The sequence below is a fragment of the Algicola sagamiensis DSM 14643 genome (assembly GCF_000374485.1).
Lineage (GTDB): Bacteria > Pseudomonadota > Gammaproteobacteria > Enterobacterales > Alteromonadaceae > Algicola > Algicola sagamiensis.
Genome location: NZ_KB894504.1, coordinates 1 through 19,025, shown reverse-complemented (window position 1 = coordinate 19,025; position 19,025 = coordinate 1). Strand labels below are relative to the sequence as shown.

Genomic DNA, 19,025 nt, shown 5'->3' with positions numbered 1-19,025 from the left:
CACTATCCCAGTTACGTTTCGCAGCGCTACTTGACGTCTTCCAGAAAGACTTTGAACTGAGCTGAAATTCAAAGGCAGCTCGAATGATAGGCTCAAAGTTGCAATCTGTGAATCCCATGCTATTGACAGTAATTTTGTCTGTCAATACAACAAGATAAACAAATACCCAAAATGGGTAATAAGTTTGATTTAGAATAAACATTCATAATTTTTTGGCATTTATTTCTGGAAAAACCAAGGCAAAATGGGTAATTAAGCAATACACAAATGTATGAATAGCAGAGCGTGGAAACAGGCTCATGGATACTTTTTAAGGATTTATCATGCAAGTTATTTCAATCGATACTCTCAAAACCATCACCCATATCCAACAAGGGGATCAGGAAGTTTATATTGGACAAGTCCGTCCTTTTCACTCGAACGAAAGTCTCATGAAATATATCAACCATTCTAGTCAAGCACGTTTTACCCATGTATCTTTGGCCCAAGGGGAAGAACATAAACCTCATATGCATGATACGAATAGCATGCTCATTGTGACAGAAGGAAAAGGCGCGTTGATTGGGGATCTATCCAAAGAAGTCAAAAAAGGCGATATCGTCTGTATCCCCAAAGGAGCAGTCCATGGTTTTCAATGCCATTACCCAGAAGGACTCGAAGGCATTTCAATTCAGTTCGAAGGTGAAGGGTTATTCGATAGTGAAGAAAAAAATATTCGTTTTGACTACTCAAAGCGGTTACTCCAGCACAATATGGACTTGTGCAAAGCCTTCGAATTATCCCCATTTTTTCAGCTTATGGAAGAAGGGATTTTCAATGATGCTGATAAGAAAACCACTTTTTATCAAAACTTAAAAATTTGGTCTGAAAAGTTTCAGGACATCCTATTTGCCCGGCAATGTTCAACCATCGACCCCAAATTTAAAACACTTTTCACAGAACATATTCTCGAAGAAATTGGTCACGATAAATTACTCAAGGGTAAAACTAAATGGGATCCAATCATTGACAGTTGTGGAGATTGGTTCATGGTCAAAATGCTGCAATCCGATAATATTGAGAAGCTCGTGATCACCCACATGGTTCTTGAGTTATGTGGTGATGTTTTTCATACAAAAGCTTTAAAATTCGCAGATCAGTCCGATGCAGATGATTACCTTTCACTCCATGCGCATTTAGATGAAGGGCATGCCCATATGGGCAGCGAATTACTCGGACATATCAATGAAAAGCAGTTTGACGGACTGTGCGACTTAAGTGAACGTGCATGGAAGATCCTAGAGATCCTCTTAAATAGGGTAGCTGAATTAACGGTTGCAGAAATCAATAAAAAATTCTGAAGCAGGAACCAATATCACAGGCAAAATCAGAGTTGAACTCTGAATAACACTACTGTATATTTATACATATATACGAGTTCGAGCGTCTACTTTCTCAAATTACCCTTCAAAAGCCACCCCGGGTGGCTTTTTTATGCATCGTCTTGATGCCTCAACCAATCAATCACTTCAGAAAATGGCATTGGCTCCTGTTGAAAGTACCCTTGATATGCATCACAGCCCATATTATGTAACAGGTCCGCTTGCGTTTGTGTTTCCACTCCTTCCGCGATCACCTTTTTTTGAAACGCCTTCGCCATATCGATGATACTTTTCACCATAATATAGTCTTGCGTACTTTGCTCCATTTCATGAATAAAGACTTCATCAATTTTGATGGTATCAATCGGAAACTTTCGTAAGTGAGATAGTGAAGAAAAACCAACGCCAAAATCATCAATTGCTATCGAGTGACCACGACGTTTCAGTTCAAGTAGGATCTCTTCAATATTTGATTCATCAGACAATAAAAGCGATTCTTGGATTTCAAAAGCAACCTGCTCAGGTTTGATCTTCGTTTTTGCAAAAATCTTTTCCAAAATAGATAAACAGAGTGATGGCTGTAAAAACTCCTGCACAGAACGATTCACATGGAAACATACCCCCTCAAAACCTAAGAGCTGGAGTTCATTCAAATCGTTACATGCTCGGACTAAAATATGCTTTCCTAAATCCGACATCAACCCAGAAACTTCCGCGATATGGATAAACTCTGATGGCTCAATCCAACCAAGCGTCTCATGCTTCCATCGCGCAAGCACTTCAAATTGAAACTGATCTGGTTCATTAAAATGATAAATCGGTTGATATTTCAGTGAAATATCTTGATGCTCTATTGCTTCTTTCAAGGCATTTCGCAACAGTAGTTGGCGTTCTGGCCGCTTGATATTCTGTTGACTAGAGAAACTGTAAGTATTTCGTCCAATACTCTTCGCCAAAAAAACAGCTTGGTCGCACACAGACATCAAACGACTCACATTCGCCCCATCTTGGGGATAGATCGCAACCCCCATACTGGCCGAAATATATATCATTCTGCCAAGCGACAATTTAAATGGCATGTTCATCGCTTGCTGTAACGATGAAGCCAGCTTATGCGCACCTTCCACATCTGTCGTTGAACGTGTGATGATCGCAAATTCGTCACCGCTCAAACGGGCAACTGTATCCTCTTGTTTTACCGAACTCACAAGACGTCTTGCGACTGCTCTTAGCAGATCATCCCCAATCGCATGTCCAAGGGATTCATTAATTGTTTTAAATTGATCCAGATCGATAACAATCAAACAAAACTGACCGTCCCGTTGTTTCTCTTGAATAATGGTCTGTTTTAAACGATCAATAAATAAGGCTCGGTTTGGAAGACGTGTGAGGGCATCATAGTTTTCTCGATACTCAACCTTTGCTTCTGCACTTTTTTGTGCGCTGATATCTGAGAAAATATAGAGGTATTTTTCAGCCTGACCCGTTGCATTACGAATTGCCTTAATTTTAAGTTGTTCAGGAAATGCCTCTCCACTCTTTCGGCGACTCCAAATTTCACCTTCCCATCCGCCAGTCTCAGCCAGACACTTTTCGATATCATGGAAGAATGAATCGCTGTGCTTACCAGAACTCAATGACGTAGCATGTTTTCCGACGACATCCTCATCTTGATATCCAGTGATCCGTCGAAATGCTTCGTTCACACTCAGGATCACTTTTTCTTCATTGGTTGAAATGATCGCTTCACTCGCATAATCATAAATCACTTTGGCAAGCTGAAGCTCTGCATTGACTTGTTTGCTCTCTGTTAAATCGCGTACAACGCCATCAATCCTCACTGCAACATCCAAATCATCTCGAACAATATATCCAGTTTGACGGACCTGTTTTTCTTCTCCTTTTGGTGTCACAATCCGATGCTCTACATCAAAGACAGCTTCATCACTTCCTAGCGCGCATAGAATCGCTCGATTCACTCTTTCCTGATCATCAGGATGACTCAACCCCATCAAGTCATAATACTCCAATGAGATCTCTTTCAGCTGATATATTGAAAATAAATTGGGTGAACAGTACAAATCATCCGAAATTAAGCTCCAACTCCAACTCCCTTCTTTTGCAGTTTTCTGAGCATTCGCAAGCAGGCAACGTTCACGCTCTAATAAAGCCAAAGCTTCCACTCGGCTTTGTTCATTCACAATTAATGTCGCACAAAACTGGAAATAAGTGGATAAAAGTGACTCATCCAATTCACTCAATTCTGTCGAGAAAAAGGCGATGATCGCACCAGACTCTATACCATTCACATCAAGCATTGGGTAGGCATACATTTGGAACGCTGATGCATCACAATATTGTGCATAGGGTAATTTATCTTTGAAGATCCGATTTGCGGCATTTCGAAAGAATTCAGCCCCGCATCTATCCTTATCTTGCTTATCCTGACACCTTACTAAATCACATGTATAGGCCTGACCTGACTCAATCCAAGTATCGACTTTCATCATACAATCGACACGCTCGAAATGAACCACAGCCAGCGCTTGAGCTTCAACAGCCTGTGCTAAAGATACTCCTAATGCATCTAAATAAGCTTGTCCGTGTTGGTGAGAAAGTGATGTGATTAACGAAGAGATCCAAGCACGCATAGGTTCTTCCTAGCAAAATAAGTATTATTTTAGGTACATGTATTCATATTAGTCCGGCCCATATGTTCCGTAAAACACGATTCATGAAACGACTACACGACAAGAAGTATCAGGGGTTTTAGGGAAATCATTATTGAATGTACCCTTGCGTTTGCGGTGATGAGATTGTTGGAGGGCTGCCCGTTTACCCTTTAGCAGATAAACAGGCATGGAAGTTATGTCGTTTTTGGGGTGATCCGCGGTGTGCGAATTGAGTCCAGTGTAAAGACAAATAAAGCAGTCCAGATAAAAATAAAAGAGGTGAGCTTCTCCATACTGATTGTCTCACCATACGCAAAGACGCCCAGAAGAAACATTAGGCTTGGACCAATATATTGAAGAAATCCAATCGTCGTGTACGTCAGCCTTTTCGCCGCAGCAGTATAACTTACCAGCGGGATTGTGGTGATCGCACCTGCCATGATCAAACCAAAAATATACAGATTCGGCGCTTGGGTCCAGTCACTATAGTGACTCCAGTCACCAAAATACCAAGCACCCAAAGCGATTGGCAGAAGAAGCATGGACTCGAACCAAAGACCAACGATCGAATCTACTGCGAGCTGCTTTCGCAATAACCCATAAACAGCAAAACTACTTGCAAGTACAAGGGAAATGATAGGTAAACTGCCAAGTGCCACCAGCTGAACAAGAACGCCACACATTGCAAGCCCAACAGCAAACATTTGTCCTTTACGTAATCTTTCATTGAGGAAAAGGGTGCCAAGTAGAACGTTTAACAGTGGATTGATGTAATAGCCAAGGCTCGCTTCCAGAATATGTCCTTGATTCACAGCCCAAATAAACAACCACCAGTTTCCTCCAATAATCATTGCCGTACTCCCTAAATACAGCATTTGCTTTGGGTTTTTAAAGATGGCTTTCGCTTTATAGAGCTGCTTCGTGAAGATAAGCAATAGAAAAAGAAGCACAAATGACCAAATAATTCGGTGTAGCAAAATCTCTGTCGCAGGGACAGCATCCAGTAATTTAAAATAGACTGGGGCAACCCCCCAAAAGACAAAGGCAAATAGCGCAAGATATACACCCTTGCGTGTTTCCTGTTCCATGTTTACTCCTCAAAAATGTCCATGGTCATGAATGGCTGAATATTTCAGCCTGTAATTTTTAGCTGATGTTTATCGAAAACGGTTCTCCTAACCAACCTGCTCTTCAAACCAAGTCTTTCTAACCAACTAAGTATGTTCCTGTACCTGAGGCGATATGCAACTGCTCTTCATTATAGAGTTCCATACGACAAACACATACTTTATTCCCAGTTCGGATCACCTCTGCCGTTGCGACAAATTCTTTACCTCTACCTGGTCTTAAGTAATCCGTTCTCAGGTCAATCGTCCCCATACTGGATAACTTTTCTCTGAATTGTTCTTCAGTTGAAATTTCGAATCGCTCAACTGCACCAGCAATCGCCATCAACCCACCAACAACATCCAATACGGATGCGGTGACACCACCGTGAAGAATTTTTTGCATCGGGTTACCAATAAACTCATCTTTCCAAGGGAAACGGATTTCAACACCTTGATGATCAAATCGTACAACCTTGATCCCCAGAATTTGGTTGTATGGCATATGGTCCATAAAAATATCTGCGATAAAATGAAGGAGTAACGCTTGTTGCTTGTCCATAATGCCTCATCTTATTGATTGTTGGGAAATAAGGTATGTTGATGAATGAACACCGTGATTTCACAAGACAGTTTGCTCGAATTTTTTTACAATAAGCCTCTTTCGACTCTTAGCCAGTATACAACAGTGACAACCACACAAGCAGCATTATACAAGCTTCAGGAAACTTTTGGTTACCACGAATTCCGCCCTGGACAGGCTGAAGCGATAGAAGCGACGCTCAACCAAAGCGACAGTCTGATACTCCTGCCGACTGGTGGTGGTAAGTCTCTATGTTATCAAATTCCTGGGTTAATTCTCCCAGGCATCACGCTGGTGATCTCTCCACTTATCGCACTCATGAAAGACCAAGTGGATGAATTAACGGGTAATGGAATTGCCGCTGCCTATCTCAATAACACGTTATCTCGTGAAAAAGTTCAGGATACATATCAACAATTACATAATAATACGTTGAAGTTCCTATATGTAGCACCTGAACGGCTTTTTCAACCCCAGTTTATGGAACGATTGCAGTCGATACCGCTCAGTTTAATTGCTATTGATGAAGCACATTGTGTCTCTCAATGGGGTCATGACTTTCGGCCAGAATACGCGCGACTTGGGCAGTTAAAATACAGTTTTCCAAACACACCTGTCATGGCACTCACAGCAACAGCCGATCGCGCGACACGCAAGGATATTCTGCAACAATTACAGCTTCATAAGCCATTTCTGTTTACGGGCAGCTTTGATCGACCGAACATCCGATACACACTACAGGAAAAGTTTCATGCCACAAAACAAACTGTCCAATTTCTAAAGAGCCAGGAAGGCCAATGTGGCATTATTTATTGTTCCAGCCGTAAACGAGTCGATACACTTGCCGAACATTTAGTTGAACAAGGATTTGCAGCAGCAGGCTATCACGCAGGTTTAGACAACGAGACACGCCAACACATTCAGGATGACTTCCGCAGAGATAATATTCAAATTGTTGTCGCAACGGTTGCATTTGGCATGGGGATCAACAAACCAAATATCCGATTTGTCCTGCATTATGATATCCCTAAAAATATTGAATCTTATTATCAGGAAACCGGACGAGCAGGTCGAGATGGCTTATCTGCTGAAGCTGTTTTCCTCTACGATCCTGCAGATATCCCACGCGTACGCCGACTACTAGAAAGCAACGAAAACGAAGATAGAAAAATGGTTGAAAACCAACGTTTTAATGCAATGGCAGCTTTCGCGGAAGCGCAAACATGTCGGCGTGTTGTCCTCCTCAATTACTTCGATGAATTCAGAACGGATGCCTGCAATAACTGTGATATTTGCCTTGATCCCCCTAAACGATTTGATGGGATCGTCGAAGCACAAAAAGCATTGTCCTGCGTCTATCGTGTTGGACAGCGTTTTGGTGTTGGCTATGTCATTGATGTTTTACGTGGTTCATCCATCCAGCGGATTAAAGATTATGGCCATGATAAGCTGTCTACTTATGGCATCGGCAAAGAACACTCTCATGATTACTGGCTGAGTATATTCCGCCAACTGATCCATCATGGTTATTTATTACAAGACATCACGCAAAGCTCTATTCTTAAACTCACAGAAAATGCACGTTGTATTTTAAAAGGAGAAGTACCTCTACAGCTCGCCACGCCAAGGTTGACTGACTTTAAGAAGAAAGCGACTTCGAAGGCATCTCACCTCAACCTCAATTACGATAAGAAATTGTTCGCGCGATTAAAGAAGCTCAGAAAGCTGATTGCAGACGAAGGGGAAATCCCACCATTTGTTGTCTTTAGTGACGCAACATTGGTCGAAATGTGTATTCACTTGCCAACAAATGAGGCTGAGTTTTTATCAATCAGTGGTGTTGGACAAACAAAGTTATCCCGTTATGGGGATGATTTTATGGCGGAGATTTTTGAATATTCAACGGAAGTGACAAGCTGATTGCTCTGTACATGAAGTCTGCCTTCATATCCAATCACCGATGAAAGTGAGTACTTGTGGTGGATGATTTTTATGGTGTAGAGTACTTAAAGTAAAGAGTACTTTAGCACGATCTCACAATGCTCCCATTGCAAGACCGTACCCGGCTGCTAAGCTAAACAGCGCTTTAGCGTAGCAGCCTTCGAGACTACTCAATTTAATTCAGAGGCGACTGCATATTTCACATGGGAGACTAATTCCAACCACCCGGGCGACATGTTATGTTCCTGGGTAATATCGACCCAGCCCTCTTCCTCAAGTTTTTCCAATGAAGAAAACTCTATGTTTGCTGGGTTATCATGAAATTTACCATCAACTCTAAATAGTCCTTTTTCTGTCTGAATTCTCGAAAATTGAACGCGTTCCATCTTAAAATTCTCCTTTTGGCTTACATTTTCGACTTTATCATCAGTATGCATCAGGTTTAAAACAAAACCGGTCAGTTGGCAAACCAATGTTTTCCTTTGCGGCCTATACTAACAAAAGTTTGCTCTCACGCAAGTTTCTATTCAATACTGGTATTGAAAAAGGTTGAATTCCACTTGAGTTGCTCTAGAATCATTTTTCAAAATTAATTGAGAGTTCGCTGTGTCCCAGAGTAAATGGCTGTTGAACAATACTTTTCATGATGAATTGAGTGGGTTTTACTCACACCAAACACCGACTTCCATTCAAAATCCTCAACTCGTTATTTTGAATGAATCCCTCGCTGAAACGCTCAATATCCCCCCAAAAGATTGGTACAGTGAACACCTTCTCGACATTTTATCGGGAAAGTCCATACCCAAAGGGGGACAACCGATTGCTCAAAAATATTCAGGACACCAATTTGGGAATTACAATCCGGAATTAGGCGATGGTCGTGGTATTCTCCTTGGTGAAATTGTCACGCAAACTGGCAATAAATACGATTTGCACCTCAAAGGAGCAGGACAAACACCTTATTCCAGATTTGGTGATGGTCGCGCTGTACTGCGTTCTTCAATTCGCGAATTTCTGGCATCAGAAGCACTTCATTCGCTTGGGATACCAACAACAAGAGCACTTGCGATAGTCACCAGCACTGAGCCTGTCCAACGGGAAAAAACAGAGTATGCCACAACATTATTGAGGGTTTGCGAAAGCCATATCCGATTCGGACATTTCGAAAACTTTTTTTATCTTGGCCAGCAAGACAAATTAAAACAACTTCTCGACTATTGCATCAAATATCATTTTCCAGAAGCACAAGATTCCGCAAGCCCTGCCCTTCATTTTTTTCAGCAAGTTGTCCATTCAACAGCAGAAATGGTTGCGAAATGGCAGGCTTTTGGCTTTGCTCATGGCGTCATGAATACAGATAATATGTCAATCCTGGGTCTGACATTTGATTTCGGTCCCTATGGATTTTTAGATGATTATGATCCCGGATTTATCTGCAATCATTCCGATCATTATGGTCGTTATGCATTTGATCAACAACCAGGGGTCGCGCTTTGGAACTTAAACGCGCTCGGCCATTCATTATCAAACTTTCTGAACCCAGAACAATTAAAGTCAGCTTTATCAGAATATGAGCCTGCGCTGATTGGTGCCTACGCAACACTCATGCGGCAAAAACTTGGACTGAGTGAAGGGAAAAAGTCAGATCAAACATTACTCGCCTCGTTGTTTACTTGGATGGAAAAAGAAAAAGCTGACTATACCTCCTTTTTCCGAAATCTATCGACCTTCGATGAAAAGCAGTCTACCCAATCTTTTTGTGATGATTATATTTATAGAGAAGAACTTCAAGCGTGGCTCAATACTTATATTGCGCGTCTAAGTCAGGAGGATACGAAAACAGAAAACCGTCATGAGACAATGCTGAAAAAAAACCCGAAGTTTATCTTGCGCAATTATCTTGCACAGAATGTCATTGAATCAGCAGAAAAAGGCGATTACACACCATTAAAAACACTACATAAAATACTACAAAATCCTTATGATACACAAAGTAAATACGAAGATATGTCCAATCCTCCTCCTGAGTGGGGGAAACACTTAGAGATCTCATGCAGCAGTTAAAGCAACTCCAGATCATTGAACAATCCAACGAAGTACTGATCATTCTGACACCATTAGAAACAATACATTGGGATGAATTTTCAATGTTTTCATCAGAACTTCTGCAACATTGCCCAGAATTATTTCCCATAGGTGAACCTGAAGTAGGTGCTGACATGCACATCACCTATTTTCGTTTCCTTGGAGCGCTCTTCGCAATTGTCTATGAGGGGTACTCTGAGAGTATTTGGATCAGTGCTCAAGAGACCCAAGCTGAGAAAAATGTACGAGCATTATACGAAAATTTATCCATAATGATAAAAACGATTGATTAAAAATAGATCGAAGAACGATTTGCTTGCGGTGAAACTACTCAAACTTTTGTTGATGTACTGCTTCATGCTGACACTTGTCTGCATATCCCCTTACGCCTCCAGTTTTCACATGTTGCCAAACAAGCTAGAACAACATACAGAAAATGTGAAGCTTCATCCCTTTGTTCGTTATCAAATTACGCCAAAAACAACGACCGTAGATAGTATGATCTTCGAACCAGAGTTGCATCATGGCTGGCTACAATCCGATCAGGAAGTCCCTGTTTTTATCAAGCCGCACCATGCTGTCTGGTTGGTTTCAGCGCTCGAATATCAGGGAAAAACCCCCTATCATGGTGTCCTTGAATTCTCTTTTCCATTGGCTGACGAAGTCGATTTTTACCTATTTGATCGAGAGTCCAGCCAAATCACGCCCTTATTAAAGTCTGGGAATCAGTTTGTTTTTTCAGAAAGGCCGATAGCATCAAGGACCTACACGGTTCATGTAGAGATACTCCCTGGACAAGAGTTTGAGCTATACACGCGAATCGTTGATGATGGAATTAATACTTTTCACTGGGAGCTGTTTAACGAGAAAGTTTATTTTGACCAAAAATTTTTCAAATTGATCCTGATTGGTATTGTGATTGGGATCCTTCTGCTTATCGCGGCCCGCCAAGCTACTTTATTATATCTATATCGTAATGCTAAAAGTACATATATATTGCTGACATCAATCAGCTTTTTAATGTTCTATCTCACATATACAGGCCTAGGATTTCAATATTTATGGCCAAATGAACCGGAGATTAACCAAAGTGTGCTCTATATTTCTGGTGGATTATTGATCGCAAGTATCGTGAAATTTGCGGATCAAGTATTGCTTGAAGATAGCACACGGAATGAGCAGCTATTTATGTCAACCTTGCTGTTTTCCGGATTTATCGTGTTGTTTTCGCCGCTATTCTTTCCATCGCATTGGCGTCCAATGATATTTCTGATCATTGTATTTATCACCTGTGTAGGATTATTTTTTAGCTGTGTAAACCGCGTGCTGAAAGATCGAAAACATCTGGATTTGGCCATCTGCTACTTTATGATTCTCATGAGCGCTTTTATGTTGGCAGCCAGCCACCTTGGCTTCTTTTCCAATATGCGGATCCCGGAGTATGTTGCGATTACGCTTGCGCTCAGTGTACTGATGTACTTTTCTTTCGCCTACCACCCAGCAGGCAAATTAGTGAAAGGGGAAAATCATCCAACTGAAGTCGACATTTTGGATATGCCACTTGCTTCTTTTCGAGATATATATCAACACAGTCTTGTCGGACTCTTCACTGCAAGTATGGATGGACGCCTTTTAAGCGCAAATCAAGCTTTCATAGAGATGCTTGGATTCCAATCATTTGAAGAATTAAAGGCATTTGTCAGTCGCCATGGCCCTGCGCGATTTATCGCTGAAAAAGCACAAATACACCTTATTAAAGAAAAGCTGACACAACGTCAGGTGATCCAAAATGAAGAAATCCGCTTACTAAGGCGGAGCAGTCATTCTTTTTGGGCACAAATTTCTTTGCAAATGGTTCATTCTGAAACAGATCGGCAGTACATAATTTATGGGACAATGACAGATATATCAGAGCAACACCAAACGAATCAACAACTTCAGTACCTTGCATCACATGATTCTCTCACTGGTACATTGAGCCGTACAGAGTTTGAAAAACGTTTACATAAAACACATATTGCGATTCAATCAGGGCAAAGTGCCGCAACATTGCTCATGGTTGATATTCATAAATTTAAAGAGATCCACGAAGCATGCGGTCATGCAGCTGGGGATTCCTTACTTCGCCAACTCAGCGATATTCTAAAAACGAGTATTGGCCAACGTGGCAATATCGCACGTCATGATGGTAGCGAATTTCTTGTACTACTCCCTGAAGCTTCAGGAAATCAGGCATTTGTCACTGCATATCGACTTCAGGAAGCCATTAAAGAAGTTCGGTTTACATGGGAAGCAAGTGCTTTTTCTGTAGAGTCGAGCATTGGTATGGTCGAGATAGGACAAGAAAGACATAGTCTTGAAGAGCTTATGGAAGAAGCTGAGATCGCCTGTCAATCAGCCAAGTCCAAAGGCGTGAATCGTATTCATATCTTTACAGAAGAAGATCGCACAGAGCATCGCCAAGCCAACCAACAAGGGCGATCAAATAAACTGGAATCAGCGATTGAAGCCTGCCAGTTCCAGCTTTATTTTCAAAATATCCGATCCCTGCATCAAACAACCATCCATCCAAAATATGAAATAATACTCCGGTTGGAAATGGATGATCAGTTAATCCTACCAGATACCATTTTGCCAATCGCAGAAAGGTTGCACATCATGCCTACAGTCGATCGCTGGGTGATCTCAACCTATTTTCAGTGGCTATCAACTCAGACCGCGCATATGGAAAAGCTAGGCATGGCTTGCATTAACCTTTCAGGATCATCATTGGCTGATGTATCCTTCAAGGACTTTGTTGTTGAAGCGTTCAGAAAGTATCAGATCCCACATCATTTGATCTGTTTTGAAATCAAAGAAACTGTTGCCATCGTCAATGCCCAAGCTTCGCTCGACTTTATCCAAACCTTGAGACCCCTAGGTTGCCAGTTTGCTTTGGATGACTTTGGAAGTGGGTTTTCTTCTTACACATACATCAAGCATTTGCCTGTCGATTACATTAAAGTTGATGGCGGTTTTGTGAAAGATATTTTGATAGATCCGATTGATAAAGCCATGGTTTCCGCGATTCAAGAAGTCGCTAAAGCAATGAACATCAAAACCATTGCTGAGAGTGTCGAATCAGATGATGTCATGATAGATCTCAGAGAAATGGGCATTGATTATGTCCAAGGATACGCGCTTCATCAGCCCACAACACTAGATGAACTCGCAATGCCCCATGTTTCACGCAGCTCTGTAAATTAGGCTTTCTGAAATAGGTATTGCACTGGCAAATCTACCATTCCATTCTATTTTTAAACAGCCAGCCGTAAAACAAACTCTCCACATCACAGCCTGTGCCATTCAATCTTGTGCACTGCGTCGTGCTGCGTATGATGGCCTTTCAACAATCAGGACAAAATACATGAAAAAGACAGATCAACAGGCGTGCCTGACACCAACCTATGGTCGCGTGTTATTTGGCGAAGATATACCTAAAAATGAAATTCCGGTTAATTCTCACCAGCCCCATGCTGTGTACCGTTTTATCCGAGATGAACTTCAACTCGATGGCAATCCCACATTAAATATGGCTTCCTTCGTCACGACTGTTATGGATGATGAGGCTAATCGGTTAATCAGTGAAAATCTCGGCAAAAATTATATTGATTCTGAAGTGTATCATCGCACGCTGGATATCCAGCAACGTTGCGTTCAAATGATGTTGGATCTCTATAAAGCACCAGGCAAAATGAAAACCGCGGAAGAGCTACATGAAGATCGCTCAGGCCCTTGGGGGACACTAGCGATTGGCTCTTCAGAAGCACTCATGCTCTGCGCATTGTCACATAAACGTCAATGGCAGAAAAAACAATCAAAAGCAGGCAAAGACACATCAAATCCAAATATTGTTCTTGGCTCCGATGTGCATATCACTTGGGTTAAATATGCTAAGTACTTTGATTTGGAAATCCGCTGGATCCCGATACAACCTGAGAATAATTTCACGATTACTGCGGATGAAGTCGCTGAAAAAGTCGATGACAACACAACTTGTGTTGTATCTGTTATGGGAACCTCTTATACAGGGCAAAACGATCCTGTAGAGTCAATTAACAATAAGCTTGTGCAAATCAAACAAGATAAAAATCTAGACATCCCTCTCCATGTCGATGGTGCAAGTGGCGGATTCATTGAACCATTCCGACAGTATGATCGTATACCACAGTTGAAATGGGATTTTGAACTCGAACAAGTTAAATCGATCAATGTTTCAGGCCATAAATTCGGGCTAGTTTATCCTGGCGTCGGTTGGGCCTTATGGCGTGATATCAAAGATATTCCAGAAGATTTGTTTATTTCTACAAATGTTCTTGGGTTTGATGAAACAACATATAGCCTCAACTTCTCCCGTGGCAGCGCGATGGTCTTGGCTCAGTATTACAACTTCCTACGTCTAGGTAAAGAGGGCTATCAATCCGTCATTCAAAATCTGATGAAAGTCGCAAGGCACCTTGCAAACGGATTATCTGCAATTCGGGTGACTGTGAAAGAAAAAGTGACTGAAGACGACCCAGGTAAAGCAATTATTGATAATCACCCTGTCTTTGAAATGGTCAATAACGCGAATTATTTTCCAGCTGCCGCTGTGAGAATGAACTTCGGTGACAAAAACCAATCGGATAATGATTCCGAAAAATATATCTATAACGTGCATGATATCGCAGCAAAGCTAAAGCAAAATGGGTGGATTGTTCCTGCTTTCTCAATGCCACTAGAAGAATACCCACCACTACACAAATACGATGACGCACTCGCACAATATGATGGCCCCGTGATCAACGTTATGCGTATGGTGGTCAAAGAAAGCTTTAGTTGGGAAATGGCAGATATTTTGATTGAGCACTATGTCAATTCAATCAAAACTCTGGAAGAAGAAACACGTGCATTGAAGTATCCCGAAAAGATTTTCGAGGTATCCGTCACACTCCAAGAACGAGATTTAAGAGCAGATGATCAAGAGCTGTTACACAGTCACCAACGTTTAAGTGATCTTGCAAATAAGATGATGCTTAGCGCAAACAAGTTGAAACGTGAAAAGGAGCTAAAAGCAAAAAAGGCTCCTGTTGCGGCAAAGTAAAATAAAAGACTATATGACCCACTCTGACCATCAGGAGCCTAGAGTGGGTTGTTCTATTTATAAGAACCAATTCGCTGTGATTTAATCCGGCTTCTTCTCATCACATCCAAGAAGTGATTCAATCACATAACGCGGTCTAGATTTCACCTCTGAATAGATCCGGCCTACATATTCACCCAGAATACCAATTGCGATCAACTGGATCCCACCTAGGAAAAGCATTGCAGTCATCAAAGAGGCATAACCTTTGACATCGACCCCAAGAAAAATAGTCTTTGCAATAATCACCAATCCATAAAACCCAGATAAAATTGATACTATAAATCCAATATAGCTAGCAAGTTTTAATGGTGCTGTACTGAAGTTTGTGATCCCCTCAATCGCCAATCTAAACAACTGAATTCCATTGAACTTCGTTGTCCCTGCATGGCGCTCAGGCCTGACGTATTCTACGACATCAGTTTTAAAACCTGGCCAAGAAAGCAAGCCTTTCATAAAGAGGTTTTTCTCATTCAAAGATATGATCACATTCACAACATCGCGATCGAGAAGTCGAAAATCACCGACATCATCTTCAATTTTGGAATGTGACAACAAGTTATGGATTTTATAAAACCATCTTGCTGTCAGACGTTTTAAAACGTGATCTGATTTTCTGCATGAGCGTTTTGCTAGGACAACTTTTGCACCTTTTTGCCACATTTCATACATAGGTTGAATCAGTTCGACAGGGTCCTGAAGATCAACATCCATCGGGATCACAACATCACCCTGGCTATATTCCAAGCCACAGAATAATGCTGGTTCCTTCCCAAAATTTCTCGATAAGCTGATGAGTTTTACAAGTGAATCTTCTTGTGCAATGCTTCTTACGATGTCTTCTGAAGCGTCAGAGCTGCCATCATTAATGAAAACGATTTCAACATCATGTTGTTTCAAAAAAAGATCACCTCTCACTGCGCGATAAAATAAAGCTATCGTTTCCTCTTCATTAAATATCGGCACAATAATCGAAAAAAGCATGACTACTCCCTACGAAGAATAAATTTTGAAAATTGAAAACCCAAAAATAGGCTAAGCAAAGAAAAGGATATTAAAGCAACCCAGGGATTCAGTGCGAAAAAGTCACCTAGCCAGCCAATTAAATAACTGAGACAACCCATTCCTACGACATAGCTCACATATCGCTTGAGACGATATGTTACCTTAAAGGTGAACTTTGAATTCAGAATATAAGACACACTGACAGCAATCATAAACCCTGATATATTACTTACAGCCTGGCTAAATCCCAATGAAATCAAAGCAAAGAATGTGAAAAAATGGGTGGCTGTATTAATCAGCCCAATAAGTGCATAACGAATAAACATCATTGGCCTTGAAGCGTACCAAATAAATAGCGGATATATTGGGTCAATGGCAATTTATCTTCTCCCTTCGCTAATGCCACACTCTTCACTTGATAATATTCAGCTGCGCATTGGTTCGCCCAATTTGTTTTATCTGTAGAAAGTGTTTCCCAATCTTTAAATTGCTTTGGCCGAATATGTAACAAATAATATGTCTGATGGATGATCACTTCATCCTCTTCACTAGCCTTTGACACAGCCGGCTTGATCACATAAGACTCTGTTATGTTAAGACCAACAGTATGCAGAGACAGCATGAGCATGCTAATTGTCAACATAGGGTAAAACACGATCTTCCTTGCCAAAATAGGCCATGACAATTGGATCATGAGAGCTAAGTTTAAAGCAGCCATGAATGATGCCGTCATATATGTTCGACGGCCGGGAATGAAACCAACAACATAAGCAGAGACATCAATAATGATTAGTATATGAAGTAATGTGATTGCTACGTATTGCTCATAATTATCCTGAATGAGTGATTTTCTTTTGAGTAGAAATACACCAGCAATCAACGATAAAACAAAATTGGCGAATAAGATAACACCGCCTAGTGACTCCCCAGATGGCTTTTCGCTGCCAGCATAGAGTAAACCCAGTAAAGTAAAGACACCACATAGGTATCCTGAAACAAGATGCCACCATTTCAGAGGCATAAAGTGATATTTTTTTTGTAATCGACAAATAAACCACACTGTAGATAATGAAGCCAATGCAATGAGGTGTGTCGTCCTATTCATAGACTGACCTAATACATCAAGATAGTGGTTGGCTAGAATTGACCATTCAAATGATAATAACCAAGATATGTTTTGAGATAGTGAAACATAATCCTCGAGATATGATGCTCGAATTTTATTTCCTGGGGCTAGATAGAGCGTGACAAAGCCTCCGATAAATACGACAGCAGGCAGTAAGTACCTCCCGTTCGGAAGCTGTCGTTTCGCTGCAAAACTGCCCATGACACATAGATGAAATAGTGTTCCTAATGCACCAAGATCATAACTACTCATCCCAGCAAAAAAGCTGATTGTGGTAAACAACAAGATCCAAGCAGCGTTGGCATTATCATATGGGTGATGAACACCTGCATAGAGATAGCGAAAAAGTGAAAAGTGGATACAACATAATGTAATTGCCCAAGCGTAATTCAAAGCACCCGCGCGCCATAAAAAGGTCGCACCAATAACAGAAAATAATGAAAAGAGCACGAAGAAAACCACTAAGAATAAACCATCCTCTTTAGAATGACCTTTTCTTGCAAATAGAAGTGGATGAATGAGAACAATGAATATAAAGAAAACAAACGTATTCAATACATCAAATACGAAACCAGATAAGCTTTCTCCAAATAAAAGCGCTATGGATTCACCTGTTCTCGGATTCCAGTTCAGATAATTATGAATCACTGCTTCTACTCCACCCCTAGCAGCAGAATTATTGAGGTGGCAAAAGTCATCAGAAATTAAAGGAAAAAAAATATTAAGTACAAAAAAAATGGAAACCAGTAGACCAACTGATAATCGATAATTCAAAACTGACCCTCACCTAATTCTATCGTCGTTCTCTGAGGAAATTGTCTAGAGAATTTTCGATTAACGTTTTTTGCCAATGGCTCGTGTACCTATTATTTTCCGATGACATCAATCAGGGCTATGGCACTACGGCAACGGCGTGTATTCTATCACAATGCTGATTTAAAAGTATGATGAGACAGCCTACTTTTGATGGCTGTTTGTGGTTTATTGAGACTCTAGACATCAAAGTCAGCCGCACCAGCGTCAATCTCTGGGTCAAACAGAAGATATTGCAAATGATTTCAAAAACCTCGCTATCTTGAAGATACCGCACTATTCACCAGCGCTGATCCCCAGTCTGGCAAGAGTTGAGAAAAACTGCCTGAGCAACCGTGTTTTCAAAGACGATAAAGATACATGTTCAGATGCTTGGCATTCTTTTTTTAGATAGAGAAAGAGCCAAAAGCATGTCTGAAGAGCATGGATTGATGTGACCAAATGAATATCCAATTGGTATTCTCTCAATCATGGCATTTCATTTCAGGGAAGAGGCACGCAGTGAGGCAGCAAGTATTTCGCTAAAGCTGATATAGAGACAGATACAGACAGGTTTTGGCGGAGATTTTACGAGAGACAAGGCGGAAGTGACGCAGCATAGTACGACTATGTGAGGAACTGACAACGCAGTATCTCTGTAAAATCATACACCACAAATAAAAAAACCCAGCCTTTCGGGCTGGGTTCTCAATTGGGAGCCTGGCGGTGTCCTACTCTCACATGGGGAAACCCCACACTACCATCGGCGCTATTGCGTTTCACTGCTGAGTTCGGAATGGATTCAGGTGGTGCCACAATGCTATTGCCACCAGGCAAATTCGTTGCTTTGTCGTTCGTTCTTCGTCTTTATTCACAATTCGAAAGCTGATTTCTTCTAAATCCAAATTCTTTAGTAACCTTAGTCTCGATTTCTTTATCGTCTCTAGACCGCCACACAAAACCACTTGGGCGTTGTATGGTTAAGCCTCTCGGGCAATTAGTACAGGTTAGCTTAACGCCTCACAGCGCTTCCACACCCTGCCTATCTACGTCGTAGTCTTCAACAACCCTTTAGAGGAATTTAATTCCTAGGGATGACTCATCTCGAGGCCTGCTTCCCGCTTAGATGCTTTCAGCGGTTATCAGTTCCGAACTTAGCTACCGGGCAGTGCCACTGGCGTGACAACCCGAAC

The 19,025-nt window shown here is 41.3% G+C and carries 13 protein-coding genes and 2 rRNA genes; 6 read left to right on the top strand and 9 right to left on the bottom strand.

What is annotated here, in order from left to right:
- Nucleotides 1-323 precede the first annotated feature (323 nt).
- Nucleotides 324-1,340, top strand: coding sequence for a cupin domain-containing protein (locus tag C505_RS0117020; RefSeq protein WP_018693838.1), 1,017 nt, complete (start codon nucleotides 324-326; stop codon nucleotides 1,338-1,340).
- A 131-nt stretch (nucleotides 1,341-1,471) separates the two neighbouring features.
- Here C505_RS0117020 and C505_RS22780 read toward each other — a convergent pair whose 3' ends face one another.
- The 3 genes from C505_RS22780 to C505_RS0117005 all read right to left on the bottom strand — a co-directional run bounded on the left by C505_RS22780 (nucleotide 1,472) and on the right by C505_RS0117005 (nucleotide 5,701).
- Entirely contained in the window at nucleotides 1,472-4,012 is a 2,541-nt protein-coding gene (locus C505_RS22780; RefSeq protein ID WP_018693837.1) for an EAL domain-containing protein, read from the bottom strand.
- 215 nt (nucleotides 4,013-4,227) lie between these two features.
- Nucleotides 4,228-5,121 carry an EamA family transporter RarD gene (gene rarD / locus C505_RS0117010; protein ID WP_018693836.1) on the bottom strand — a complete coding sequence of 298 codons (894 nt, stop codon included), beginning with the start codon at nucleotides 5,119-5,121 and terminating at the stop codon, nucleotides 4,228-4,230.
- Between the two features lie 118 nt (nucleotides 5,122-5,239).
- Nucleotides 5,240-5,701, bottom strand: a complete 462-nt coding sequence (locus C505_RS0117005) for a thioesterase family protein (RefSeq protein WP_018693835.1) — start codon at nucleotides 5,699-5,701, stop codon at nucleotides 5,240-5,242.
- 45 nt (nucleotides 5,702-5,746) lie between these two features.
- Between C505_RS0117005 and recQ the strand changes: the two genes are divergently transcribed.
- Nucleotides 5,747-7,642, top strand: a complete 1,896-nt coding sequence (gene recQ / locus C505_RS0117000) for a DNA helicase RecQ (RefSeq protein WP_018693834.1) — start codon at nucleotides 5,747-5,749, stop codon at nucleotides 7,640-7,642.
- A 191-nt stretch (nucleotides 7,643-7,833) separates the two neighbouring features.
- Here the strand turns inward: recQ and C505_RS0116995 are convergent, their stop codons facing one another.
- Entirely contained in the window at nucleotides 7,834-8,049 is a 216-nt protein-coding gene (locus C505_RS0116995; RefSeq protein ID WP_157369154.1) for a hypothetical protein, read from the bottom strand.
- A gap of 220 nt (nucleotides 8,050-8,269) precedes the next feature.
- Here C505_RS0116995 and C505_RS0116990 point away from each other — a divergent pair, with 220 nt between their 5' ends.
- The 4 genes from C505_RS0116990 (at nucleotide 8,270) to C505_RS0116975 (ending at nucleotide 14,870) form a co-directional block, all read left to right on the top strand.
- A complete protein-coding gene (locus C505_RS0116990) occupies nucleotides 8,270-9,727 on the top strand; it encodes a protein adenylyltransferase SelO (RefSeq protein WP_018693832.1) in 1,458 nt (485 codons plus the stop codon).
- Nucleotides 9,715-10,041, top strand: a complete 327-nt coding sequence (locus tag C505_RS0116985) for a DUF3630 family protein (RefSeq protein ID WP_018693831.1) — start codon at nucleotides 9,715-9,717, stop codon at nucleotides 10,039-10,041. Before C505_RS0116990 ends, C505_RS0116985 begins: the two co-directional genes overlap by 13 nt.
- Nucleotides 10,042-10,150: 109 nt before the next feature.
- Nucleotides 10,151-12,994, top strand: coding sequence for an EAL domain-containing protein (locus C505_RS0116980; protein ID WP_169337063.1), 2,844 nt, complete (start codon nucleotides 10,151-10,153; stop codon nucleotides 12,992-12,994).
- Nucleotides 12,995-13,154: 160 nt separating this feature from the next.
- Entirely contained in the window at nucleotides 13,155-14,870 is a 1,716-nt protein-coding gene (locus C505_RS0116975) for a glutamate decarboxylase (RefSeq protein ID WP_018693829.1), read from the top strand.
- 81 nt (nucleotides 14,871-14,951) lie between these two features.
- Here the strand turns inward: C505_RS0116975 and C505_RS0116970 are convergent, their stop codons facing one another.
- From C505_RS0116970 to C505_RS0116950, 5 genes are all read right to left on the bottom strand, one after another.
- Nucleotides 14,952-15,893, bottom strand: a complete 942-nt coding sequence (locus tag C505_RS0116970) for a glycosyltransferase family 2 protein (protein ID WP_018693828.1) — start codon at nucleotides 15,891-15,893, stop codon at nucleotides 14,952-14,954.
- Nucleotides 15,894-15,895: 2 nt separating this feature from the next.
- Complete coding sequence (locus C505_RS24990) at nucleotides 15,896-16,240, bottom strand: GtrA family protein (protein WP_018693827.1); 345 nt, start codon at nucleotides 16,238-16,240, stop codon at nucleotides 15,896-15,898.
- Nucleotides 16,240-17,814, bottom strand: a complete 1,575-nt coding sequence (locus C505_RS0116960) for a DUF6056 family protein (protein ID WP_018693826.1) — start codon at nucleotides 17,812-17,814, stop codon at nucleotides 16,240-16,242. The genes C505_RS24990 and C505_RS0116960 overlap by 1 nt, the downstream gene beginning before the upstream one ends.
- A gap of 736 nt (nucleotides 17,815-18,550) precedes the next feature.
- A 5S ribosomal RNA gene (gene rrf, locus C505_RS0116955) occupies nucleotides 18,551-18,666 on the bottom strand.
- 142 nt (nucleotides 18,667-18,808) lie between these two features.
- Nucleotides 18,809-19,025: ribosomal RNA gene (locus C505_RS0116950) — 23S ribosomal RNA — on the bottom strand; the annotation flags it as partial.